Raw genomic sequence first — 23292 nt, 5'->3', positions numbered from 1 at the left:
TAAAGTGGACGTACCATTTTATATATAATAATTCATAAAATAGAAATAAATGAAAGTTACAGTTGTAGGTGCTGGTGCAGTAGGTGCTAGTTGTGCAGAATACATTGCCATTAAAGATTTTGCTTCAGAAGTGGTTATTTTGGATATTAAAGAAGGTTATGCAGAAGGTAAGGCTATGGATTTGATGCAAACTGCATCATTGATGGGGTTCGATACTAAGATTTCAGGTAGTACAAATGACTATGCTAAAACCGCTGATAGCCATATTGCTGTAATTACTTCTGGTATTCCAAGAAAACCAGGTATGACTAGAGAAGAATTAATAGGTATTAATGCTGGTATTGTAAAAACAGTTTCAAGCAACCTTTTAAAGCATTCTCCGAATGTTATCATTATAGTTGTTAGTAACCCTATGGATACGATGACATACTTGGTACATAAAACTACTGGTTTACCTAAAAATAGAATAATTGGTATGGGTGGTGCTTTAGATAGCGCTCGTTTTAAGTATCGTTTAGCAGAAGCTATGGAAGCTCCTATTTCTGATATCGACGGTATGGTAATCGGTGGTCATAGTGATACTGGTATGGTGCCATTAACATCTCACGCAACTAGAAACAGTATACGTGTATCAGAATTTTTATCTGCAGATAGATTACAGCAAGTTGCTGATGATACCAAAGTTGGTGGTGCAACATTAACTAAATTATTAGGTACTAGCGCATGGTACGCTCCAGGTGCAGCAGTTTCTTCTATGGTACAGGCAATTGCTTGTGATCAAAAGAAAATGTTTCCATGTTCGACTATGTTAGATGGTGAATACGGATTGAATGATATCTGTATCGGTGTACCGGTGATATTAGGAAAAGATGGTATCGAGAAGATTATCGATATTCCTTTAAGTGATGCTGAAAAAGCAAAAATGAAAGAAAGTGCCGCTGGTGTAACTAAAACTAATGGTCTTTTAGAGTTGTAGTTTATAAACTCTTAAATATAAAACAAAGCCTTTGTAGTCTAACTATAAAGGCTTTGTTAGTTTAATAAGGTATGCTTTAGAAATATATATTGTAAAAAATATACTACCTAGAATAATCTTTCTTTTTATATTTGCCGCATGAATGCAAAATGGTGCGTAAGTACTTTATTTATTATTCTAGCCTTATTTGGGTTAAGTCAAGAGCAAAAGAAAGCTTCTAATCAGCAAATATCATTACAATTTGCAGATGTAGAATTAGCTTCAGGTACTGCTCATGATGATGTTTTGGCAGTTATCACCAAGAAGTTAGAAGTCTTAGGTGTTGATGCTATAGAAATAGTAGAAAATGACGGTGCACAATTAAGTATTCGTTATTATAGCGATGTTGATGCCCTTAGTGTTAAGGAGTTTCTTTCTCAAGAAAACCATCAGTCAATATCTAATGAAGAAGAATCTCCTTCCGATTCTCCAAAAAAAGAATTTCCTGAGACCTATAATTTAGTAGTTTCTGATCTTCATCAGCAAGCTGATGACGGTGTTACGTTAAACGCTACACTGGTTGTGCCTCAGAAGCACGATGATAAAACGTTTTCTTATCCAGTAGTTTTGCCGTTTAGTGAAACCATAGTTTTTGAGCAAGACGCAATTGTAGATACAGCATTTAAAATAAATAGAACTATTGCAATAGCAATAGAAAACTCTTCACGAACAATACCAGAAGTAAGGGCAGGACCTTATGTTTATGGGAATAGTTAATTCCATTTAAAAATATTTCTAAGCGACGTAATTACTTTACGTAAAAGTGATTTGCCTTAGATTTTTATAATATTCAAAATAATAATCAACATAAATTAAATTATTACAAATGCAAAACAAGGGACTTATAAAGCTTTTTGCTTTATTATTTGGGTTAGTTAGTATTTACCAGCTATCCTATACTTTCGTAACTAGTAAAGTAGAAAAAGAAGCGAATAAATTCGCGGTTAGCCGTATTTCTGAATCAGAAGAAGGTTATGTAGCAAAAAGAGAAGTTGCAGCAGCAAGCTATCTTGATTCTATTGGTAGCGATCCTGTATTTGGTTATACCAATTACAATGAGGCTAAAAAGAAAGAACTTAACAAAGGTCTTGACCTTAAAGGTGGTATCAACGTTACTTTGCAAATCTCAATTAAGGATATCCTTAAAGGATTGGCAAATAACACTAAAAGCCCAGTTTTCAACAAGGCTTTAGCTGATGCAGATGTAGCTTCTAGAAATAGTGATGATACATATATCGATTTGTTCTTTGAAGCTTTCGATAAGATAAAAGGAGATACTAAATTGGCTTCACCAGATATCTTTGCAAATAAAGGTCTTAGTGATGAAATCAACTTTCAAATGTCTGATGATGAGGTTAAGCCTATCATCATAAGAAAAATAGATGAATCTATCGTTTCTGCATTTGAAGTATTAAGAGAACGTATCGATGGTTTTGGTGTAACACAGCCAAACATTCAAAGAGAAGGTAACTCAGGTCGTATTCTAGTTGAATTGCCTGGTGCTAGAGATATCGCTCGTGCACAAGATTTATTATCAAGTACTGCTCAATTAGAATTTTGGGAAACGTACAAGCAAAGTAATACTAGCTTTAGTACATTCCTTATTCAAGCGAATGAGAAATTAAAAACGATTGTTGAGGTTAAGCAACCAGAACAAATTAAAGAAGAATCTGAATTAGATTCTTTATTATCTGATGTTTCTGCTGATTCTTTAGATTTAGCGACACAGGTAAATCCTTTATACGAATTATTGATTCCTGCTAATCCAGGATCAAATGCAATGTTTCGTGCGGCTATTAAAGATACTGCTACTATTGGTTCTTACTTAAGAATGCCAGAAATTAGAAGGTTATTGCCTGCTGATATTCAGTTTACAAAATTTGTATGGGAGAGACCATCGGCTGAAGAAACTGAAGTTATCGATTTGTATGCTTTAAAATCTAATCGTGACGGTACACCTAGAATTAGTGGTGATGTAGTAAGTGATGCAAGAGCAGATTTCGATCAGTTCAGCAAGCCTGCTGTTTCTATGACCATGAATACGAAAGGTGCTAAAGAATGGGAAAAACTAACAGGTGACGCTTACACGAACCAGACTGGTATTGCTATTGTTTTAGATAATAAAGTATATACTGCTCCTGGTGTTTCTTCTGGTCCTATCTCTGGTGGTCGTTCAGAAATTACGGGTGACTTTACAGTAAATGAAACTAAAGATATTTCAAACGTTCTTAGAGCTGGTAAATTACCTGCTTCTGCAGAAATTATTCAATCAGAAATTGTTGGTCCTTCATTGGGTCAAGAAGCTATTGATAGTGGTTTTATGTCATTTTTAATTGCTTTTGTAATCGTTCTTTTATGGATGATTGGTTATTATGGTAAAGCAGGTGTATTTGCTGATATTGCTTTAATGTTGAACATCTTATTGATATTCGGTGTCTTAACTAGTTTAAATGCGGTGTTAACATTGCCTGGTATTGCTGGTATCGTTTTAACACTTGGTATGTCGGTTGATGCCAACGTGCTGATCTTTGAGCGTATTAAAGAAGAATTAGCGAAAGGTAAAGGCAAGAGTCAAGCTGTAGCTGACGGTTTTGGTAATGCACTATCTTCTATTTTAGATGCGAACATTACTACTGGTTTAACTGCAATTATCTTATTCATATTTGGTTCAGGTCCGATTAAAGGTTTCGCAACTACATTACTTATCGGTATTGTAACATCTTTATTTACTGCAATATTCATTACTCGTTTATTAATCGACTGGTATATTAGTGGAAAAGGTAGAAGCTTAGATTTCTCTACTGGCATCACTAAAAACCTTTTCAAGGGAATCAATGTTGATTTCTTGGCGAAAAGAAAGATTGCTTATGTAATATCTGGAATTTTAATAGCAATTGGTTTATTCTCATTGTTAGCAGGTCCAGGATTACAGAAAGGTGTAGATTTCATTGGTGGACGTTCGTATACTGTACGTTTCGAGCACCCTGTAAATCCTTCTGAAATAACATCAGAATTGAATACTGTATTTGGTAGCGGAACTAATGTGAAAACATACGGTGAGTCTAACCAAGTAAAAATTACAACTCCTTATAAAGTAGATGTAGAAGGTATCGAAGTAGATACTGAAATTCAAGATAAATTATATACTTCGCTTCAAAAATACTTACCAGATGGTTTTAGTAAAGAAGCTTTTGTATTAGGTGGTGTAGATGAAGAAGCCGTTGGTATTTTAGCATCTGTAAAGGTTGGACCAACGATTGCAGATGATATTCAGAAAAATGCATTCTTAGCAATTTTAGGTTCATTACTTGTAGTGTTCCTTTATATCTTAATTAGATTTAGAAGATGGCAATTCTCATTGGGTGCTGTAACTGCAGTATTCCATGATGTATTGATTGTACTTGGTGTATTCTCAATATTCGGAAAACTAATGCCTTTTAGCATGGAAATTGATCAAGCTTTTATTGCAGCGATTTTGACAGTAATTGGTTACTCGTTGAATGATACCGTGGTAGTATTTGACCGTATTCGTGAGACTTTGGCAGAACGCGGCTGGAAAGGCGGTTCTAACATTAACTATGCTATTAATAGTACGTTAAGTAGAACATTGAATACTTCATTAACTACTTTGGTAGTATTATTGGCAATCTTCATTTTTGGAGGTGAGTCGTTAAGAGGATTCATGTTCGCAATGATTGTTGGTGTTGTTGTGGGTACATACTCATCTGTATTTATTGCAACTCCTGTAATGTTCGATGCATTGAGTAAGAAAGTTACTTCTGGTGAAGCTGAAGTAAAAATTGAAGAGTAGATAATACAACTAACTCAAATAGAAAAAGCCGTTCAGAAATGAACGGCTTTTTTGCTTTATAAAAGTTTGTAATCATTTAATGATTCCCGATGAGCCATGCTCACTGGGTATAAGGTCTAAAGTCCGTTTGGGTTTTAGACCTTTTTCTTTTCTATGTGAAACGAAAATTATTGCGGTATCGGTTTCTTCTGCAAATTTATTCACTAAAGAAACCAATAAGCTAGCAGATTCGTCATCCATGCCTGCCGTAGGCTCATCTAAAATTAGAATTGGTGGTCTTTTGACCATGGCACGCGCTGTCATTATTAAACGTTGCTGACCTGTTGACAGCGTATTGAAATACTTATTTTTTATAGGATAGAGATCTAACAAGAGCAGCCATTGTTTAATGATTCTCTTTTGTAGCTCTGTTGGGATGGTATAAAGCCCTACAGAATCGTTTAAACCTGAGATCAACATGTTTTCAATAGAATGTCTGCCATTGAATTTAAGTGTCATTGCAGGGGCGTAATAGCCTATTTTTTGTTTTATATCCCAAACGCTCTCGCCACTTCCTTTTTTATTCCCGAATAGATAGATTTCCTGACCGAATGCTTTAGGGTTATCCCCAAATATCATGGAGAGTATAGTTGATTTTCCACTTCCGTTGGTGCCCGATAATTGCCAAAAATCTCCCTTCTTTATGGTCCAGTTAATAGCATTTAATATTTTTTTACTTTCGTAGGATATGCTGACATCTTTGAAATCTATTAATGGAGATTCAATATTTGGGTAGGTTGTGTTAGATTGTGGAATACGAATGGCATTGAAAGCACTGTGGATTTCGTTATCATTTGAGGATGTACTCTCGGTGATTGCGAATATATTCTTATTCAAATTCCCAAAACAATTTATGAATGATAGCGTGTCTGACTTTCGGCTTGCTAACTGAATAAATGAAATGTGTTTAGAGTGATCTTTAAGTATCGTTTTTATTGCTTCTTGAAAGGCGATATCTAAATTATCAAAAGGATTATCTAGAATAATATAATCTGGTTCTTCGTTCAGTAAGTAATATAGTAAGGCTCTCTTTTGCTCACCACTAGACATAGTTTCTAGTGCTTGATGCTCAGCACTGATAATTTTTTTATCGTGCTTATCTTCTTCATCAATTAATTTTTCTAAGGTGAAAGGAGAAAATAAGCTTCCGGTTTTATTTTCAAACTCCTGTAGTTCTTGTGGTATGCTCCCTTTTTGAAAATCTTTTAAAAAGCCTTTTTTATCAGAATTATTATCTAAGTAAATTACCCAATGATTCATGATGCATTTATTCTAAAAATATGAACTGTATTGTTGTGGTAGGTAGTCGTAAAATCTAAAAACATACCGTTTTTTAAAGCTGTTTTTTGCGAAGGAACATTATCAACTTGAATGATGGATATTAAACTAGTTGTCCATTCTTTTGCAAAAGCTACTTGCTTACATTTTTGGGCTGCTTCAAACGCAAAGCCTTGTCGCCAGTACTTTGGCAGTATAGAATACCCTATTTCTAATTCTTTTTTACCATTTACTTCTTGTATCAGCAAACCACAAAGACCTACTAAAGTATTTGTGCTTTTTAGGTATAGTGCATTCATGCCGCCCAAGTTGTCATTGTAGCGCTCGAAAATTCTATTAAACTGTTGTTGACAGGCTTCTTTTGGATCTTGTGGTAATCCTACCCAATATTGACTACTTAAAGGTTCTTCATGAAAAGATAGCCAGGTTTCGAAATCTGATGGCTGTACTTCTTTAAAAAGTAACCGTTTAGATTCTTCGTTAAATAGTACGTGTACTGGCATTGTATTACTATAAAATATAAAAGGGCAAGAGCTCTATTTTCTGCTGAAGCTAATGCTGTCGCCTATAGATAACCCTAATTCTTGTGCTAAACCTCCGTTGATTTCAAGTACATATTTGATAGGCACTTGAGATGTTAGCCCAGACTCATTAAGTGGCTGTGCATTTTCTTGAAAACTGGCAATTCTTAAATCTTCTTTTATGTAAATAATATCTAAGGGAAACTCTGTATTCTTCATGTAAAAAGAATGTACTCGCTCATCAGGGAAAATAAATAACATTCCTTGGTTACTATCCATTCCCTTTCGGTACATGAGTCCGGTTTGGGTCTCGTAATCAGTTTCTGCAAACTCAATATTGAATTTGGTTTTTAACGTGTCACTTGAATTTAAAAAGACAGATAAGTCTCCTTCATGAGTGAAATCTATACTTTGCGTAGCTATAGTTTTTTTTGACGCTTCTTTACAAGAGAAAAGTAGCAGTGCTACAACTATTAGAATAACCGAACCTTTATGTATTGTTTTCAATATTATGCAGTTTTAGTTTTTTTGAACATGAAGTATAATCCAACTAGGATAAAAGGAATACTTAACCATTGACCGGTTGATAGTAGCCCTAAAGATTCTTCGAATCCGCCCTGACTTTTCTTTACGAATTCAACTAAGAAACGAACGGTCCATAATAACACAAAAAACAATCCAAATAAATACCCTGGCTTATTCTTTTTATCAGTTTTCCAGTACAGAAAGTATAGTAGAACAAATATTAAAAGGTAGCCTATACCTTCGTATAATTGTGCCGGATGACGATATGGTATTTCAGCTAAGTATTGCGAAAACTGCGGATTGTTCTCAATTGCAGCGTAAGCGGCATTTAAAGTTTTTTCTTGTGTAATGCCCAGTGCTTTTGATGGATGTAAGTCGTCTGAGTCGCGAATGAATTTGGTAGCGAATATGAAATTCTCATCTACAATTTTACCATTGATTTCAGAATTGAAAAAGTTTCCTAAACGTACACAAAAACAACCAATAGCAACAGGTATGACCATTCTGTCAAATATCCAGAGCATTTTGAATTCAGGGAATTTTCTAGTGTATAAATAGGTGCCTATAATAATACCAATTGTAGCACCGTGACTAGCTAAACCGGCAAATCCTGTAAATTCATACCCGTCTATTAAACCAAACAATAGACTGCCTGATGCACTTTCGCGAACAGGAATCAAAATTTCTATAAGGTGATTAGAATAGTAAGCCCAATCGTAAAAGAAAACATGACCTAATCTGGCACCTAACATGGTACTTAAAACAGTGTATATGAAAAGGGAGTCTAGTTGCTCGACAGATTTTTTCTCGTTAAGGAATATCTTTTTCATGATAAACCAACCTAAAGCAAAGGCGGTGATCCAAAGAAGATTGTAGTACTTTATTTGTATGAATCCGATGTTGAAAAGTGTCTCATTCGGATTCCAAGTAATTCCTAAGAAATGCATGTGTTGAATTTTGAAAGGCTAAGATAATAAAATAGAAATCTCCCTAGGCTTTAGAATAGGAAAATCGGTTTTGCATTTAGTTAAAAGAGGGTTAAGATTATAGGTGAACGAGAAGATAGAAAAAAGAGAATAGAATATAGAGTAGAGAAATTAGATATTAGAAAAGAGATTTTTTTATTTGACTATGTCAAAAGTTTTTTTCAACTGAACTTTTAATTTTAACTAACGTTTTTTTGACTTGAACTTGCGTCTTGAGCTTGAACTTGAACTTGAGTTTTCAACTTGAACTTTATTTAAGGAACTGGGTCATATCCTTTTCCACCCCAAGGGTTGCAGCTGAAAATACGTTTAATCGCCATCCATCCTCCTTTAAATAAGCCGTGTTTTTTTAACGCTTCTAATGTGTATTGAGAACATGTGGGGGAGTATCTGCAGGTTGCAGGAGTATATGGAGATATTGCCACTTGATAAAAACGAACTAGAAATACAAAAGGGGCAATCAGTATTTTTTTCAATGAAATTTTCACAGCTATAAATTGATAGTGCAAATTTACTACAAAAGTGTCAACTTGGTTAAAAGAAGAAGGCCGGATGAGTTACATCCGGACTTCTATCAAATAAATTAGTTTTTAAGCACCTATTCTAATCGGTTCTAAATGTTCGGCCTCTTCTTCAGAGTATAGTCTAGATTTGATTAAGAATCGAATACCCATGGGTATTTCTAATGAAAAACTTGAACCAATACCTGGTGTCACATCAAGGGTGAGTTGAGTATGTTTCCAATATTCAAATTGGTCTCGCGACATATGAAAATCGCACCCTTCAATATTTCCTAACCAGACATCGTTATCATCTAGCATTAAATCACCTTTCTCAAAGCACATAGGCGCAGAGCCATCACAGCAACCGCCGCTTTGGTGAAACATGAGTTCGCCATGCTTTTGTTTAAGTTCTGCTATTACAGCAGCTGCTTTTTCGGTAACTAATACTCGTTTAGTTTTCATGTTTTTTGGCTATTAAAAGAATCCCATTTTCTTCTTGTCATAAGAGATTAGCATATTTTTCGTTTGACGATAATGAGCTAACATCATTTTATGGTTTTCTCTACCGATACCTGATTTTTTGTATCCACCGAAAGGTGCATGTGCAGGGTATAAGTGATAACAGTTTACCCAAACTCTACCTGCTTTAATAGCTCTAGAAATTTGATATGCTTGGTGTGTATCACGTGTCCAAACTCCGGCACCTAAGCCATACAATGTGTCGTTGGCAATTTCAATAGCTTCTGCTTCATCTTTGAAAGTAGTTACACAGAGTACAGGTCCAAATATTTCTTCTTGAAAAACGCGCATTTTATTATTTCCTTTTAGAATCGTCGGCTGAACATAGTAGCCACCTTCTAAACCTTCGTTATATGCTTGCTCACCACCAGTAAGTACTTCACAACCTTCTTCTTTACCTATTTGTATGTAGTTAAGAATTTTTTCAAATTGATCGTTAGAAGCCTGTGCGCCCATCATAGTATTGGGGTCTAATGGGTGTCCCATTTTAATTGCCTTGGTACGTTCGATTACACGTTCTATAAACTTGTCATAAATACTTTCTTGAACTAGCATACGTGACGGACAAGTACAAACTTCGCCTTGGTTTAATGCGAACATATTTGCCCCTTCTAAGCACTTGTCAAAGAACTCATCATCGGCATCCATAATACTCTCAAAGAATACATTCGGAGATTTACCACCAAGTTCTAATGTAACGGGAGTAATATTTTTAGATGCATATTGCATAATTAATTGTCCGGTTGTAGTTTCTCCGGTAAAGGCAATTTTGTCAATTCTTGGGCTAGATGCCAATGGCTTGCCAGCTTCTGCACCAAAACCGTTTACCACGTTAAGAACACCATCAGGTAGAATACCTTCAATAATTTCCATTAATATTAAAATTGCAACCGGGGTTTGTTCTGCCGGTTTTAGAACAACACAGTTACCTGCAGCCAATGCTGGGGCTAATTTCCAAGTAGCCATCAATAAGGGAAAGTTCCATGGTATAATTTGACCCACGACGCCTAATGGTTCGGTGACGTTTAGGGCAACTGTATTAGAATCTAACTCACTGACCGATCCTTCTTCTGCTCTAATAACACCTGCAAAATATCTAAAGTGATCGACTGCTAATGGTAGATCTGCAGCCATAGTTTCACGAATGGCTTTGCCATTGTCCCACGTTTCAGCTCTCGCCAATACCTCAATGTTTTGTTCTATTCTATCGGCAATTTTTAAAAGCATATTACTTCTTTCGGTCGCTGAAGATGCATTCCATGATTTAGCAGCTTCCCACGAGGCATCTATAGCCTTTTCTATATCTTCCGCTGTTGATCTAGGTATTTTTGTGAAAGACTTACCGTCTACAGGTGAAATATTGTCAAAATATTCTCCCTTACTTGGTGCTACCCACTTGCCCCCAATAAAATTTTCATATTGGTTTTTAAACTTCGGTTTTTGAAGTACATCTTTTTCTACAGTTGCTGTTGTGCTCATAATATATGATTTAAGTATTAATAGATTTAGAACTCCTAAGTGGGAGCATGTTTTGTTTGTTGTTCTAAATGTAACTACCACTTTCTTAGATTGTCTGACCGATTCTATGAATAGTGTGAACTATTCTATCATTTAATGATATTATGATTTTTTTAAGTATATTTTTTTGTAAATTTCTTAAAATTAAATCAATATAAGTGTGATTCGTTTAGCTGAGAGTTTCTTAAAAGGAAGACGTCTAGAGACTATGGTAGAGAACCAAACCTCTTATACGATGAATAATGCGGCTATGCATGTTTTTGAAACGCATGAGCAAGCTGCAAGTGTTCTTTTGAAATTTGAACAGCCTGTTTTGGCCAGTATGATTCAAGGGAAGAAGATTATGCACTTGCGCGATTATGAGTCTTTTGATTTTTTACCTGGTGAATCTTTGGTTTTACCTGCGAATGAAGGTATGTGTATTGATTTTCCAGAGGCAATGGCGAAAAACCCGACTAGATGTTTGGCAATGGCTATTTCTGAGGATAAAATAAATAAGGTATTGCAATTCATGAATGAGAACATGCCTAAAAGTAATAAGGATGCATGGGGATTAATGGACTACAATTTTCACTTTGTAAATGATAGAGGCATATTTCAAATTATACAACGGCTTTTGTTCTTGTTTTCTGAAGATCACCCATCTAAAGATGTATTTGTAGATAATATGTTGCGTGAACTTATCATTAGAATTCTACAGACTAATGAACGAAAAATTTATAGTAATGCTACTTTATCGGTTAAAAAAGAAAGTAGGCTGACAGAAGTTATACGTTACATTAGAGATAATGTGCATAAATCATTAACGGTAGATGCGCTTAGTAAGATAGCTTGTATGAGTCCTTCACATTTTTATAGGACTTTTAAATTGGAGTTGGGTATTTCTCCTGTTGAGTTTATTAATAACGAACGTATAAAATTAGCCGTTGGCTTACTGCAAGATCCTAAGCGAAGCATAAAAGATGTATATCTCGATTGCGGGTTTGAAAGTAGGTCTTATTTTAATAGAGTTTTCAAAACAAGGCAACAAGTAGCTCCTGGAGAATACCAGTCTAAAATACAGAAATCTAGATTTTTAGATTAAGATTACAGGCTATATGTAGTACCTTCTTTACCGTCTTTTAATTGAATACCTAATACTGATAATTGATCACGTATTTGATCAGATGTGGCAAAATCTTTATTTTCTCTCGCTGATTTACGTAATTCAATCAATAACTCTACAACACCACCTAGTTTTTCGGTATCGGCATCAGAACTACTTTTGTTCTCTAAGCCTAAAACATCAAAAACGAAACCGTGTATGGTGTTCTCCAACTCAAGTTTATCTTCTTCAGTAATAGATTCAGCACCTTCTTTAATAAGGTTGATGTGCTTAACGGCATCAAACAGTTTTGCAATTAAGATAGGCGAATTAAAATCATCGTTCATGGCTGCATAGCAAGATGTTTTCCAAGCTGTAACATCAAAATCGGTAGTCTTACCGGTATTTAAAGATTTAATTGAATTGATTGCCTCCATCAATTTATTGAATCCTTTTTCAGATGCTAGTAAAGCATCATTACTTATATCTAAAATACTGGTGTAATGTGCCTGCATCATAAAGAAACGCACCATAGAAGGGGAGAAGGGCTTGCTAAGAATCTCGTTTTCACCAGAAAATATCTCACCAGGTAAAATACTGTTACCCGTTGATTTAGCCATTTTTCTTCCGTTCAAGGTCAGCATATTGGCATGTAACCAATAGTTTACAGGACTTTGACCATTACAAGCTTCAGCCTGAGCTATTTCACATTCATGGTGTGGGAATTTAAGATCCATTCCGCCTCCGTGAATATCAAATGTCTCGCCTAAGTATTTTGTGCTCATCGCAGTACATTCTAAATGCCACCCTGGGAAACCGTCGCCCCATGGCGAAGGCCACCTCATGATATGTTGTGGTTCAGCTTTTTTCCATAAAGCAAAATCTTGCGGATTATGCTTATCGTCTTGAGCGGCAAGATCACGAGTGTTAGCTATCATGTCTTCAAGCTTACGGCCACTTAATTTACCGTACTCATGTTCTTGGTTGAACTTTGCAACGTCAAAATAAACAGAACCATTAGTTTCATAGGCAAATCCTTTTTTAAGAATATCCTTAATAATTTCAATTTGTTCTATAATATGTCCAGTAGCTGTGGGCTCAATACTTGGAGGTAGAAAATTGAATTTCTCTAAAATATTATGAAAATCTACAGTATATCGCTGTACAACCTCCATCGGTTCTAGCTTTTCTAATCGTGCTTTTTTAGCAATTTTATCTTCACCATCTTCCGCATCATCAACTAAGTGACCGGCATCTGTAATATTACGAACATAACGTACTTTGTAACCTAGGTGTTTAAAGTATCTGAAAATCATATCAAAAGACATGAAAGTTCTACAGTTTCCTAAATGTACATTGCTATACACTGTTGGTCCACAAACATACATGCCTATGTGGCCTTCGTTTATGGGTTTGAAAACTTCTTTTTTTCCGGTTAGGGAATTATATACTTTGATTTCTTGACTTTCGTATAATTGCATGAAGCTATATGCTATTAAAAATGGGTATCTAAATTAAGGTAGTTCAAAAACTCGCGGCGTACTAATTCTTCTTTAAACTTACCACCATATTCTGCAGTTACGGTGCTACTGTCAATATCGCGAATTCCTCTAGAATTTACACAAAGATGTTTTGCATCTATAACACAAGCAACATCCTCCGTGCCTAAAGCTTTTTGTAATTCTCTTACGATTTGAATATTTAAGCGCTCTTGAACTTGTGGACGTTTAGCATAATAGTCTACAATACGATTCATCTTAGAAAGACCAACAACGGTACCATTAGAAATATAGGCAACATGTGCGCGACCTACAATGGGTAGTAAATGATGTTCGCAAGTAGAGTAAAGAGTAATATTCTTTTCAACCAACATTTCACCATACTTGTACTTATTATCAAAAGTAGAAGCCTTAGGTTTTCTTGCAGGGCTTAAGCCACCGAATATTTCGTTTACATACATTTTAGCAACTCGGTTCGGAGTGCCTTTTAGGCTATCGTCGGTTAAATCTAAACCTAAGGTTAGCATAATTTCGCGTACGTTTTCGCGAATGCGTTCAATCTTTTCGGCATCATCCAAATCAAAGGCATCTGAACGTAAAGGAGTATCCTCTGATGTAGAAATATGATCGTTTCCTAATTCATCAAATTGATCTTCCAGTGTATCCTCAATTTTCATTTTATCTATCTTTTAGAAGCTGCAAAGATATACAATATGTGCCACTTTATAACCAAATACGGGCATTACACAACATAAATTAGCCATAACGTTAAGGTCTAGTTAATTTTAATTTTTCAAATGAGAAGGCCTCTATGATCAAGTATGGTATATCCATTTTATTAATTTGCTTTTTTAGCATCTTCACTTGTTTTGCACAGGTGTCGGCAGATTGCGCCAATGCGGTTCCTATTTGCTATAATACCCCAGTAAATGGTGGTACTGATGGTTATGGTATTGACGATTTCAACGGTACATTTATTTCTGGTTGTATAATTGGTAGTTCTACTATAGAAACTAATTCTGCTTGGTATAAGTTTAAGATTGGTGAAATAGGTCAGTTAGGTTTTAATATCGGATTTGATACAAGCGAAGATTGGGATTTTGCCTTATACAAAACAAACGACTGCAGTGCTTTAGGTGACCCTGTGCGGTGTAATTACTTTGATAATGATGATGGTAGTAGTTTTATTGGGGTAGGAGAGGACCCTACAGGTATAGATAATATACAATATGATGATTGGTTAGATGTTGAACCGGGAGAAGAATATCTTCTCATGATCAATAATTTCAGTAACAACAATACAGGATTTTCTATTCAGTTTTCAGGTAACATATTTGTGGAGTTCCCAAACTCTGCGCTAGATTGTAATATTATAGATAATTTATTAGGTCCGCCAATAATAGCATGTGATAACGATACTGTGGTTTTAGATGCAACTACTGTAGATGCCAAAAATTATCAATGGGAATTGGATGCTGGAGCAGGTTACCAACGGATACCAGGTGAAAATGACCCAGAACTCTCTATTGCCGTTTCTGGCATGTATCGTGTAATAATAGTGCGAAATTCAGGTAATCCTTTAACAAGCGAAACCCAAGTTGCATATGCTCCATCGCCAGAAACATTTTCTTTAGAAGATGAAACGGCATGTTTAGATGGTACAGCTATCGATTTAAATGTAAAGGATGCTGAAGCGTTAGGAGGGCAGAGTCCTATGGAGTTTCGTGTTTCTTATCATGAAAGTTTTGAAGATGCAATTGACGGTGCAAACGCACTTTCAAAAGAATTTATACCAACAGAAGTTTTAGAAACCATTTATGTAAGAACGACATCTATAGAAAATTCTATATGTTTTGATGCTTCTGAAACCTTTGATATTAACGGAATTGAACTTCCTGTTCTAGATTTTGAAACAGAGGTATTTATTTGTGGCGATGAGCCGATTGTAACTATTGGGCAACGTATACCCGATAATGATTTTACATATGAATGGAGCTCTGGTCAAACATCATCATTAATTACCGTTGCAGAGCCTGGTGTGTATACGTTATCTGTAACGAACATAGGAGGGTTGATACAATGTATTACCGTGCGTTCTGTTACTGTGGTTTTTTCTAGTCCGCCGGTAATTTCAGATATTACTATAGAATATGAAAATGATGCTTCTAATGTGGTCAATGTTTTCTTGGAAGAAAGCGGCGATTTTGAGTTTCAAGTAGATAATGATGCGCCACAGAGTAGTGGGGTGTTCAATAATTTGTTTCCTGGAGAGCATACCATTACGGTCCGTGATATTAATGGTTGTGGATCTGATACTAGGGATATTGTAGTAGTTGGTTTTCCAAAGTTCTTTACTCCCAATGGAGATAACGTAAATGATGTTTGGAAAGTTGATGGTCTATCTGCTTTAGATAATCCTGTAATTACTATTTATGATCGTTACGGTAAATTATTGCATCAGATATTTGAAAACTCTAGTGGTTGGAACGGTTCTTTTAATGGTACGTTATTGCCGGAATCTGACTATTGGTTCAAGCTATCTTACACCAATTCTTTAGGTGAAGATACAGACGCATCTTACATTAATAATCATTTTACTTTAAAGCGTTAACTCTGTTGTTTAGGCTTAATTAGTGCATTTTATCGATTAAACGCAAGAATATCCGTTGTAAGATACTAAAGCAAGTCATGTGTAGTTATAATATACATCACGTATACTAATAAGCTACACTTTTATGAGAACACTTCTTTGTTCTATATGTTGTTTGTTTCTTTTTTATTGGAACCTAACTGCACAGAATTCAGCCGATTGTAGAACGGCTATACCAGTTTGTGCCGATCGACCTATTATGGGTCTTGCCGGCGGAACAGGTGATGTTGATGATTTTGACCCAGACGTAATACTTCAAACGGGGTGTTTAGAAAAAGGTAGTCTTTCTTCTGCAAATATTGAATTCAATACTTCTTGGTTCGTTTTTAGAGCGGGCACAGGTGGTCAGGTTGGTTTTGATATTGAGGCATTGGCGACTTCAGGTTCTACGCCAACTGCCGAGTGGGATTTTGCTGTTTATGGTCCAGATGTTGATTGTGCCGATATAAGTAATGGTACAGCACAACCTATTCGTTGTAATTATGAAGTAAACGATACTAATTTTACGGGACTAGGGGTTAACCCAGAAAGCGGTGAAGAAGGTCGTGCATCTTTAACGGGTAGTCAAAATACTTATGATGAGTATCTAGATGTTATTCCCGGAGAGATTTATTACATATTGATAAATAATTTTGCAGATAATTTTACTGGAGATCCTGAGCCTTTTATGTTGACGTTTACGGGTAGTTCTGTAAGTGATAGTCAAGATACTGCATTAGATTGTACATTAAGAGATGAGTTTTTAGGATTGGATATTATTGCTTGTGAGGGCGATGACCCAATAACTATTAGTGCATTGAATTCACCTGCAGGTGCAGATATTGCCAATGTAGAGTGGACGGTAGATTATGAAGATGACGGTGTGGTTGATGATACGCTTACCGGTTCTGGAGATTTTGGTGCTGAATTGGTAGTAGCTAGCCCGAATACCGGACGCTATTTTGCTACAATTACTACCATAACGGGCACACCGCCAACAGTGGCTGATGAGAGCGGAGTATTGATAACCTTTTTTGGAACACCTATATTAGACCGTGTTGAAACATTAGATAGTAACCTGTCTATTGATCCTGATCAAAATAATATTGAATTTTTTGTTGAAGGTGATGGGGATTATGAATATGCGATTAACGACGGCGTATTTCAAGACAATCCTGTTTTTATGAATGTGCCTCCGGGTGTGAATACAGTTGTTATCAATGATAAAAATGGATGCGGAATTACAAACCCTATAGAATTTTTAGTTGTTGGTTATCCGAAATTCTTTACTCCAAATGGTGATGGAATAAATGATGATTGGAATGTGGAGGGAATTGAAACTTTAAATAACCCTGTGGTATTTATTTTTGATAGATACGGTAAGTTGTTGAAGCAGCTTGGGGCGAATGATAGCTGGGACGGAAATTACAACGGACAGCAAATGACTTCTACAGATTACTGGTTCAGGTTTGAATATGGTGATATGGAAGAGGGGCTACTCGTAGCAAAAACCCGAAAGACACATTTTTCATTAAAGAGATAAACAAAAAAGGGGAGCAAATTGCTCCCCTTTTTTATGATTTAATTTTATATCCTTTAGAAATTGATCGTATAACTCAATGTTGCATTCATAATACCTCTATCAATCATAGCAGGTGTTGTAATACCGGCATTAAAAAGTCTTTCGCTAACATCTTGTTGAGAACGGCTAAGCGCGAAATCTAATTTACTGCCACCGAAGTTATAACCAATACCACCAGAAACGGCGTTTAGATCACCGATTGTATTTCCGTTTGCATACGGACTCTGTTCAAAGCGATACCCCGCTCTAAGGCTTACTTGTTGAATTCTATACTCACCACCAAGTCTAAATGTAGAAACAGCACCTAAATCACTTGCAATTTGAGAATTTACAGTCTGAAAACTTGGGTCGTTGGTAGGGCGTAATTCCGATTGAGAAAAATCTTGATATCCGTAATCAAAACTTAATAATCCGTCTTTTGCAAAAATTACAGCTAAACTACCTGTTAGTTTACCAGGGGTCTTTACAGTGTATTTCTCGAATAAATTCACCACATTAAAATTGATGAAATTAATATCTTCATCTGCTAAATCTGAATTTACACGTTGAGAAGTATTGTCTTCTAAACGATACCAAGTAGGAGATTGGTAGCTACCACCTAAACGAACAGTTTCATTTAGTTTAGCAATAGCGCCTAATGTAAAAGAGAAGCCGTTACCTTCTGTTTCTAAATAATTATCAAAAGTTGTTCTTCGAATTTCTGAATTAGGTTCGTATCCATCTTCAGTAAATTGATCAAACTGAGTGTATAGTACGCTATGAAAATTTAATGAGGCACCAACATAAAGGTTCTCTTTATATTGAGAAGCAACATTAACAGTAAACTTACTATTGTAGCCAGTGGTTCTTCTTAAAAAATCTTGATCAATAAAATCATAAAGGGAATTGCTGATGTAATTGGTGTTGTTGTCATCTTCGGTTTCTGGATCAAGAATTCCGCCATAGTATCCTAAGAAAGTTTGTTGATCTCTAAATCCTTGTGCTGAGCCAATATCTAGATATGCTTCTTCTAAAAACTCGCCATTTTGTAAAAGAATAGAACCAAAAGGAGTGCCGCCTGCATATTCTAGAAAATAAGTATCGATACCTTCAGTAGCGCTTCCTGAAACATAATATTCGTTATCGAAATTGTTCACCAAATCGTAATTGAAAGCTAAAGTAAATTTTTTCCAGTCAGAATTAGAATCTGTATTTTTAAAAACAAACGCACCACCAATTTGATTTAGTTGAATGTTATTGTTTTTGGTGATCAATGCATCGCCAAAATAACGTGCATCATTATTGGTGTGGTAGTTAGATCCACTAATGGTAAAGAGGCTGTTGTTAAAAACAGCTGATCCCGCAGGGTTAATATTTAGAGATGACAAATCTCCACCTAATGCGCCAAACGCTCCGCCCATCGCTTGAAAGCGAGCTGTGCCTTGTAGGTTTTCAGTACCGTAACGTAAAGCTTCATTTATATTTTGTGCGCTAATAACGGCACATGCCATTAGTATTACGAAAGTTAAATATCTTTTCATATCAATAATTCAAAGGTGATAAATGTTTGATTTTAGTTTCTTCGGCCACTACTACTTCTAGACGAGCCAGAAGATCTAGATGAAGACCCACTGCTTGAACTTCTAGAGCTGCTACCTGAGCTTCTGTAAGAACTACCGCTTGAACTGCTTCTGCCAGAGCTATAATTGCTACTTCTAGAACTACTTCTACCAGAGTTATAGTTACTGCTTCTAGAACTGCTGCCAGAACTTCTACCTGAAGAATAACTTCTAGAGCTAGAACCAGAATTTCTATATGTCGAAGTTCTAGGTACTGCAACCCTACTGCTTGATCTTGCGGTGCTAGAACTAGATGTTCTAGGGCTGTTACTGTATCTACTACTGTAGTTTCTTGAAGAGCTACTGCTGTATCTAGGTGTTGCTCTAGTGCTTCTACTTGTTCTATAAGCTCTATTCTGATCAACGCCAACAGATCTTCTTGCCGATGTATTACCTGAATAGGTTCTTGAACTACGAGTGTTTGCAGAACTTCTAGCTGTTGATGCTCTGCCGGTAGTAGTTCTATATCTAGAAGAATTACCTCTAGTGTTCACATTTGAACGACCTCTTGCTGCTGTTGAAGAAAGCCCACTATTATTAGACGTTTGTCTTGTGTAGTTTCCTCTTCTAGAATTGTTTAATGCATAGTTTCTGTTAGAATATCTATTGTTGCGACTGTAGTATCTGTTGCCATAACCGTAGCCATATGCATATCCGAAATTGTTACCGTAATAAGGTCTGTTCCATCCGTATCCCCAGTTGTTCCAACCGAATCCGAATCCGCCATAACCCCAATTGTTCCATCTATTCCATCTGTTCCAGCCCCATGGTTGACCCCAGCCACTACCATAGAAACCTGCATAACCGACATTGTTCCAGCCCCATCCGTAAAGACCACCATTGTTCCAGTTATTCCATCCGTTGTTATGAATGTAAATGCTTACATCAGCATTATTACTTCCCCAGCTGCCATAACCTTCATAGTCATTTGCAGTAGCGTAATAATCTGTTAATTGTTCTTCTGGAACATCTTGATTTAAATCATTACTAGAATAAGAATCTACATCAGTAAAAATTTCTTCATCTAATATTTCGCCATATTGGTCAGCTTTTTCACCAAAATAGTTGGTGTACGTATCCGTTTCAGGATTATTCTGTGTGTAATTTCTTTGTTGAGGTTGTCTTTCGACCGTCGTTGAAACATCATCGGAATAAATACCATCATTATCGTAGTAAGATGATTGTTGATATGAACCGCAGGAAGCTGTTATGACAGCTAAGGTTACCAACATTGTTATGTTTCGAAGTTTGTTGTGGGGTATAGAATATATCATCGGATCAAAATTATATTGTTGAACATATTAAAAATAACTAGTTTTACTCAATTATTATATACTAATATTCACAAAATTTGTGCCAAAGTCCAGATAATGAGTAAAAATTTGACGAAGAGAAGCGAGGATTATTCCAAATGGTATAACGAATTAGTGGTTAAGGCAGATTTAGCCGAAAACTCTGGTGTACGAGGCTGCATGGTAATTAAACCATATGGTTACGGTATTTGGGAGAAAATGCAAGCAGGTTTAGATAAGATGTTTAAAGAAACTGGTCATGAGAATGCCTATTTCCCGTTATTTATACCTAAATCATATTTAAGTAAAGAGGCAAGCCATGTTGAGGGTTTTGCTAAAGAATGTGCTGTAGTTACGCATTATAGGTTAAAAAATGCTGAAGATGGAAGCGGTATAATCGTAGATCCAGATGCTAAATTAGAGGAAGAACTAATTGTTAGGCCTACTTCTGAAACCATCATTTGGGATACCTATAAAAAATGGATACAGTCTTATAGAGATTTACCATTGCTTATTAATCAATGGGCAAATGTTGTTCGCTGGGAAATGCGTACAAGATTGTTTTTAAGAACGGCAGAGTTTTTATGGCAAGAAGGCCATACGGCGCATGCAACCGAAAAAGAAGCAATTGAAGAGGCAGAACAAATGATGAACGTTTATGCCGATTTTGCAGAAAACCATATGGCGGTACCTGTCATAAAAGGTACTAAAACAGAAAGCGAACGTTTTGCAGGTGCTATTGAAACCTATTGTATTGAAGCTTTAATGCAAGATGGTAAGGCGTTACAAGCTGGTACTTCTCACTTTTTAGGTCAGAATTTCGCAAAAGCCTTTGATGTTAAATTTGCAACTAAAGAAGGTAGTAAAGAATATGTTTGGGCTACCTCTTGGGGAGTTTCAACACGATTAATGGGAGCATTGATTATGACACATAGTGATGATAATGGATTGGTGATTCCTCCGAAATTAGCACCTATACAAGTTGTTATTGTACCAATTTATAAAGGATTAGACCAGTTGGATCAAATTTCTGAGACTGTTAATCCTTTAGTGAAAGAATTAAGAGCTAAGGGTATTTCTGTAAAATTCGATAATAGAGATACGCACAAGCCTGGTTTTAAATTTAATGAGTATGAGCTTCGCGGAGTACCGGTAAGGTTGGCAATTGGGCCAAGAGACCTTGAAAATGGTACTTATGAGTTGGCAAGAAGAGATACATTGCAAAAAGAGACCGTTGCGGCAACAGATGTTGTTGCTAAAATTGAGTTTTTGATGGAAGATATTCAGCAGAATATGTATCAAAAAGCACTTGATTATAGAACTAATCATATTACTGAAGTAAATTCTTACGATGAATTTAAAAAAGTTTTAAAAGAAAAAGGTGGATTTATTTCTGCACATTGGGACGGTAGTAAAGAGACTGAAGAACGTGTTAAAAATGAGACGAAGGCAACTATACGTTGCATTCCCATAGATGCAAAAGAAGAAGAAGGTACTTGTATGGTAACGGGTAAACCGTCGAATAAAAGAGTGTTATTTGCTAAAGCTTATTAATTTTTTCAAAAAATAATAAGTAGGTGTTGTGATAGTAAAAAATATTTGTATTTTTGCATCCGCAATTGCGCAAAGTATGGTCCGTTCGTCTAGGGGTTAGGACGCCAGGTTTTCATCCTGGTAACAGGGGTTCGATTCCCCTACGGACTACTAATTAAACCGTTGGATGTATTTCCAAGTATTGACATAATGGTCCGTTCGTCTAGGGGTTAGGACGCCAGGTTTTCATCCTGGTAACAGGGGTTCGATTCCCCTACGGACTACAAAAATTGAATGGATGAGAATCCGAAGAAATTATAATAAATTATAAAATGGCAAATCACAAGTCGGCATTAAAGAGAATCAGAAGAAACGAAGCAGTTCGTTTAAGAAATAGATATCAGCATAAAACTACACGTAATGCTATTAAAAGATTACGTTCAGAAGAATCTAAGAAAGATGCAGAGGCTCTTTTTCCAAGTGTTGTTAGTATGATCGATCGTTTAGCAAAACGTAATATCATACATGATAATAAAGCTGCCAACTTAAAAAGCAAGTTAGCTAAGCACGTATCTGCACTATAATTTAGCTTTAAAGTAAAAATTTAGAGCCTTCCTTTAATTAGGAAGGCTTTTTTTGTTCTATCTTTTTTGTAAATAGCCTATCTTATTGAAGTACTTCGTTTGCTATTCTGAGCCTTTTCATTAATATAAGACCAATGATAATGCACGCGTAAAATACACCTATAGAAATGTAATGGTATTTAGATAAATTATTGAGGATGAAAAAGTCGTATTCAAAAGATAAGATATACATGCTTATAGGGTAACATATATAAAAAAATAAAATACCAATACATAGCCAAAATAAAAGATTTCTATAAATAGGTAATCTATGTTTGGTAATTATTAGTTTATATAAATAGGTCGATGCTGTGTATATTAAAATTATCGATCCAACAATGATGGCAAAATTTTGAGGCTCTGTAAAAAAGTCTTGAAGAAATAGATTGCCAATACACGTTAGTGAAAAAGTTACTCCGCCATATTTAATTAAATTTTTAGTGAGTCTACTATCGCTCAACTGATAATAGACGAAAAAGAAATATAGAAAGAAAATAATATCATATATATTGAAAATTATGGTGTTGTAATTGTAATATTCTTGTCTGTACACTAATTGAATGTCATCTACGTCTCTTACTATTAGCCCTAATACTTCTGACATGAAGGTATAGGTTAGTAGTATTGGAAAATACCTTAAAACTGTATCGTAGTATAATTGATATTTTAGTATACATAACACCAATGCTATAAAATAGAGTGGCATGTAGTAATTGTCCAAAAGGTACGCTAGCATA

20 protein-coding genes and 2 tRNA genes are annotated in these 23292 nt (G+C 35.7%); 10 read left to right on the top strand and 12 right to left on the bottom strand.

Translation table 11 applies throughout. The features are described 5' to 3' along the window. The first annotated feature begins 49 nt into the window (after window positions 1-49). From ACJJVT_RS11830 to secDF, 3 genes are all read left to right on the top strand, one after another. A complete protein-coding gene (locus tag ACJJVT_RS11830; RefSeq protein WP_405398893.1) occupies window positions 50-976 on the top strand; it encodes a malate dehydrogenase in 927 nt (308 codons plus the stop codon). A gap of 138 nt (window positions 977-1114) precedes the next feature. Next, window positions 1115-1732, top strand: a complete 618-nt coding sequence (locus ACJJVT_RS11825; RefSeq protein WP_405398892.1) for a hypothetical protein — start codon at window positions 1115-1117, stop codon at window positions 1730-1732. 109 nt (window positions 1733-1841) lie between these two features. After that, window positions 1842-4826, top strand: coding sequence for a protein translocase subunit SecDF (secDF, locus tag ACJJVT_RS11820; protein WP_405398890.1), 2985 nt, complete (start codon window positions 1842-1844; stop codon window positions 4824-4826). A gap of 72 nt (window positions 4827-4898) precedes the next feature. Here the strand turns inward: secDF and ACJJVT_RS11815 are convergent, their stop codons facing one another. The 7 genes from ACJJVT_RS11815 to ACJJVT_RS11785 form a co-directional block, all read right to left on the bottom strand. After that, the gene (locus tag ACJJVT_RS11815) at window positions 4899-6125 is read right to left on the bottom strand and encodes an ATP-binding cassette domain-containing protein (RefSeq protein ID WP_405398889.1); all 1227 of its coding nucleotides are present in this window, start codon (window positions 6123-6125) and stop codon (window positions 4899-4901) included. After that, window positions 6122-6646: a GNAT family N-acetyltransferase gene (locus tag ACJJVT_RS11810; protein ID WP_405398887.1), complete on the bottom strand. Its 525-nt coding sequence runs from the start codon at window positions 6644-6646 to the stop codon at window positions 6122-6124. Before ACJJVT_RS11810 ends, ACJJVT_RS11815 begins: the two co-directional genes overlap by 4 nt. 33 nt (window positions 6647-6679) lie before the next feature. After that, window positions 6680-7171: a DUF192 domain-containing protein gene (locus ACJJVT_RS11805; protein WP_405398885.1), complete on the bottom strand. Its 492-nt coding sequence runs from the start codon at window positions 7169-7171 to the stop codon at window positions 6680-6682. A gap of 2 nt (window positions 7172-7173) precedes the next feature. Continuing rightward, entirely contained in the window at window positions 7174-8136 is a 963-nt protein-coding gene (gene lgt / locus ACJJVT_RS11800) for a prolipoprotein diacylglyceryl transferase (RefSeq protein WP_405398884.1), read from the bottom strand. Window positions 8137-8429: 293 nt separating this feature from the next. Further along, entirely contained in the window at window positions 8430-8651 is a 222-nt protein-coding gene (yidD, locus tag ACJJVT_RS11795) for a membrane protein insertion efficiency factor YidD (RefSeq protein ID WP_405398882.1), read from the bottom strand. A 114-nt stretch (window positions 8652-8765) separates the two neighbouring features. Continuing rightward, entirely contained in the window at window positions 8766-9140 is a 375-nt protein-coding gene (locus ACJJVT_RS11790; RefSeq protein ID WP_405398881.1) for a DUF779 domain-containing protein, read from the bottom strand. Window positions 9141-9152: 12 nt separating this feature from the next. Beyond that, window positions 9153-10676 carry an aldehyde dehydrogenase family protein gene (locus ACJJVT_RS11785; RefSeq protein ID WP_405398879.1) on the bottom strand — a complete coding sequence of 508 codons (1524 nt, stop codon included), beginning with the start codon at window positions 10674-10676 and terminating at the stop codon, window positions 9153-9155. 199 nt (window positions 10677-10875) lie between these two features. Between ACJJVT_RS11785 and ACJJVT_RS11780 the strand changes: the two genes are divergently transcribed. Beyond that, window positions 10876-11799, top strand: coding sequence for an AraC family transcriptional regulator (locus ACJJVT_RS11780; RefSeq protein WP_405398878.1), 924 nt, complete (start codon window positions 10876-10878; stop codon window positions 11797-11799). 2 nt (window positions 11800-11801) lie between these two features. Here the strand turns inward: ACJJVT_RS11780 and cysS are convergent, their stop codons facing one another. Both cysS and folE read right to left on the bottom strand, forming a co-directional pair. Continuing rightward, window positions 11802-13280, bottom strand: a complete 1479-nt coding sequence (gene cysS / locus ACJJVT_RS11775; RefSeq protein ID WP_405398877.1) for a cysteine--tRNA ligase — start codon at window positions 13278-13280, stop codon at window positions 11802-11804. A 14-nt stretch (window positions 13281-13294) separates the two neighbouring features. After that, window positions 13295-13975 (bottom strand): GTP cyclohydrolase I FolE, encoded by a 681-nt coding sequence (folE, locus tag ACJJVT_RS11770; RefSeq protein WP_405398875.1) that lies wholly within the window; start codon window positions 13973-13975, stop codon window positions 13295-13297. Between the two features lie 134 nt (window positions 13976-14109). On the opposite strand from folE, the gene ACJJVT_RS11765 reads away from it, so the two are divergent. Together ACJJVT_RS11765 and ACJJVT_RS11760 are read left to right on the top strand one after the other, a co-directional pair. Beyond that, a complete protein-coding gene (locus ACJJVT_RS11765; protein WP_405398874.1) occupies window positions 14110-15909 on the top strand; it encodes a T9SS type B sorting domain-containing protein in 1800 nt (599 codons plus the stop codon). Between the two features lie 124 nt (window positions 15910-16033). After that, window positions 16034-17470, top strand: coding sequence for a T9SS type B sorting domain-containing protein (locus tag ACJJVT_RS11760; RefSeq protein ID WP_405398872.1), 1437 nt, complete (start codon window positions 16034-16036; stop codon window positions 17468-17470). Between the two features lie 53 nt (window positions 17471-17523). Here the strand turns inward: ACJJVT_RS11760 and ACJJVT_RS11755 are convergent, their stop codons facing one another. Together ACJJVT_RS11755 and ACJJVT_RS11750 are read right to left on the bottom strand one after the other, a co-directional pair. Next, window positions 17524-19029 (bottom strand): OmpP1/FadL family transporter, encoded by a 1506-nt coding sequence (locus tag ACJJVT_RS11755; RefSeq protein ID WP_405398871.1) that lies wholly within the window; start codon window positions 19027-19029, stop codon window positions 17524-17526. Between the two features lie 32 nt (window positions 19030-19061). Beyond that, window positions 19062-20339 carry a hypothetical protein gene (locus tag ACJJVT_RS11750; protein ID WP_405398869.1) on the bottom strand — a complete coding sequence of 426 codons (1278 nt, stop codon included), beginning with the start codon at window positions 20337-20339 and terminating at the stop codon, window positions 19062-19064. Between the two features lie 138 nt (window positions 20340-20477). Between ACJJVT_RS11750 and proS the strand changes: the two genes are divergently transcribed. The 4 genes from proS to rpsT all read left to right on the top strand — a co-directional run bounded on the left by proS (window position 20478) and on the right by rpsT (window position 22516). Further along, window positions 20478-21953 carry a proline--tRNA ligase gene (proS, locus tag ACJJVT_RS11745; protein WP_405398868.1) on the top strand — a complete coding sequence of 492 codons (1476 nt, stop codon included), beginning with the start codon at window positions 20478-20480 and terminating at the stop codon, window positions 21951-21953. A 78-nt stretch (window positions 21954-22031) separates the two neighbouring features. Beyond that, a tRNA-Glu gene (locus ACJJVT_RS11740) sits at window positions 22032-22103 on the top strand. 41 nt (window positions 22104-22144) lie between these two features. Next, window positions 22145-22216, top strand: a tRNA-Glu gene (locus ACJJVT_RS11735). Window positions 22217-22264: 48 nt separating this feature from the next. Next, entirely contained in the window at window positions 22265-22516 is a 252-nt protein-coding gene (rpsT, locus tag ACJJVT_RS11730) for a 30S ribosomal protein S20 (protein WP_405398866.1), read from the top strand. An 82-nt stretch (window positions 22517-22598) separates the two neighbouring features. Here rpsT and ACJJVT_RS11725 read toward each other — a convergent pair whose 3' ends face one another. Beyond that, window positions 22599-23159 (bottom strand): hypothetical protein, encoded by a 561-nt coding sequence (locus ACJJVT_RS11725; RefSeq protein ID WP_405398865.1) that lies wholly within the window; start codon window positions 23157-23159, stop codon window positions 22599-22601. Window positions 23160-23292: the final 133 nt, after the last annotated feature.

Origin of the sequence: Maribacter sp. Asnod2-G09, from assembly GCF_045063795.1 — a bacterium.
GTDB lineage: Bacteria > Bacteroidota > Bacteroidia > Flavobacteriales > Flavobacteriaceae > Maribacter.
This window is presented reverse-complemented; position numbering and strand designations above follow the sequence as displayed.

Excerpts from the sequence above, each read along its gene's own strand:
- ACJJVT_RS11830 (WP_405398893.1), top strand. The coding sequence starts at position 50 with ATGAAAGTTACAGTTGTAGGTGCTGGTGCAGTAGGTGCTAGTTGTGCA.
- ACJJVT_RS11725 (WP_405398865.1), bottom strand. The coding sequence starts at position 23,159 with ATGTCAGAAGTATTAGGGCTAATAGTAAGAGACGTAGATGACATTCAA.
- ACJJVT_RS11815 (WP_405398889.1), bottom strand. The coding sequence starts at position 6,125 with ATGAATCATTGGGTAATTTACTTAGATAATAATTCTGATAAAAAAGGC.
- secDF (WP_405398890.1), top strand. The coding sequence starts at position 1,842 with ATGCAAAACAAGGGACTTATAAAGCTTTTTGCTTTATTATTTGGGTTA.
- rpsT (WP_405398866.1), top strand. The coding sequence starts at position 22,265 with ATGGCAAATCACAAGTCGGCATTAAAGAGAATCAGAAGAAACGAAGCA.
- ACJJVT_RS11760 (WP_405398872.1), top strand. The coding sequence starts at position 16,034 with ATGAGAACACTTCTTTGTTCTATATGTTGTTTGTTTCTTTTTTATTGG.
- proS (WP_405398868.1), top strand. The coding sequence starts at position 20,478 with ATGAGTAAAAATTTGACGAAGAGAAGCGAGGATTATTCCAAATGGTAT.
- ACJJVT_RS11755 (WP_405398871.1), bottom strand. The coding sequence starts at position 19,029 with ATGAAAAGATATTTAACTTTCGTAATACTAATGGCATGTGCCGTTATT.
- ACJJVT_RS11785 (WP_405398879.1), bottom strand. The coding sequence starts at position 10,676 with ATGAGCACAACAGCAACTGTAGAAAAAGATGTACTTCAAAAACCGAAG.
- ACJJVT_RS11790 (WP_405398881.1), bottom strand. The coding sequence starts at position 9,140 with ATGAAAACTAAACGAGTATTAGTTACCGAAAAAGCAGCTGCTGTAATA.
- cysS (WP_405398877.1), bottom strand. The coding sequence starts at position 13,280 with ATGCAATTATACGAAAGTCAAGAAATCAAAGTATATAATTCCCTAACC.
- ACJJVT_RS11750 (WP_405398869.1), bottom strand. The coding sequence starts at position 20,339 with ATGTTGGTAACCTTAGCTGTCATAACAGCTTCCTGCGGTTCATATCAA.
- ACJJVT_RS11810 (WP_405398887.1), bottom strand. The coding sequence starts at position 6,646 with ATGCCAGTACACGTACTATTTAACGAAGAATCTAAACGGTTACTTTTT.
- folE (WP_405398875.1), bottom strand. The coding sequence starts at position 13,975 with ATGAAAATTGAGGATACACTGGAAGATCAATTTGATGAATTAGGAAAC.
- ACJJVT_RS11825 (WP_405398892.1), top strand. The coding sequence starts at position 1,115 with ATGAATGCAAAATGGTGCGTAAGTACTTTATTTATTATTCTAGCCTTA.
- lgt (WP_405398884.1), bottom strand. The coding sequence starts at position 8,136 with ATGCATTTCTTAGGAATTACTTGGAATCCGAATGAGACACTTTTCAAC.
- ACJJVT_RS11765 (WP_405398874.1), top strand. The coding sequence starts at position 14,110 with ATGATCAAGTATGGTATATCCATTTTATTAATTTGCTTTTTTAGCATC.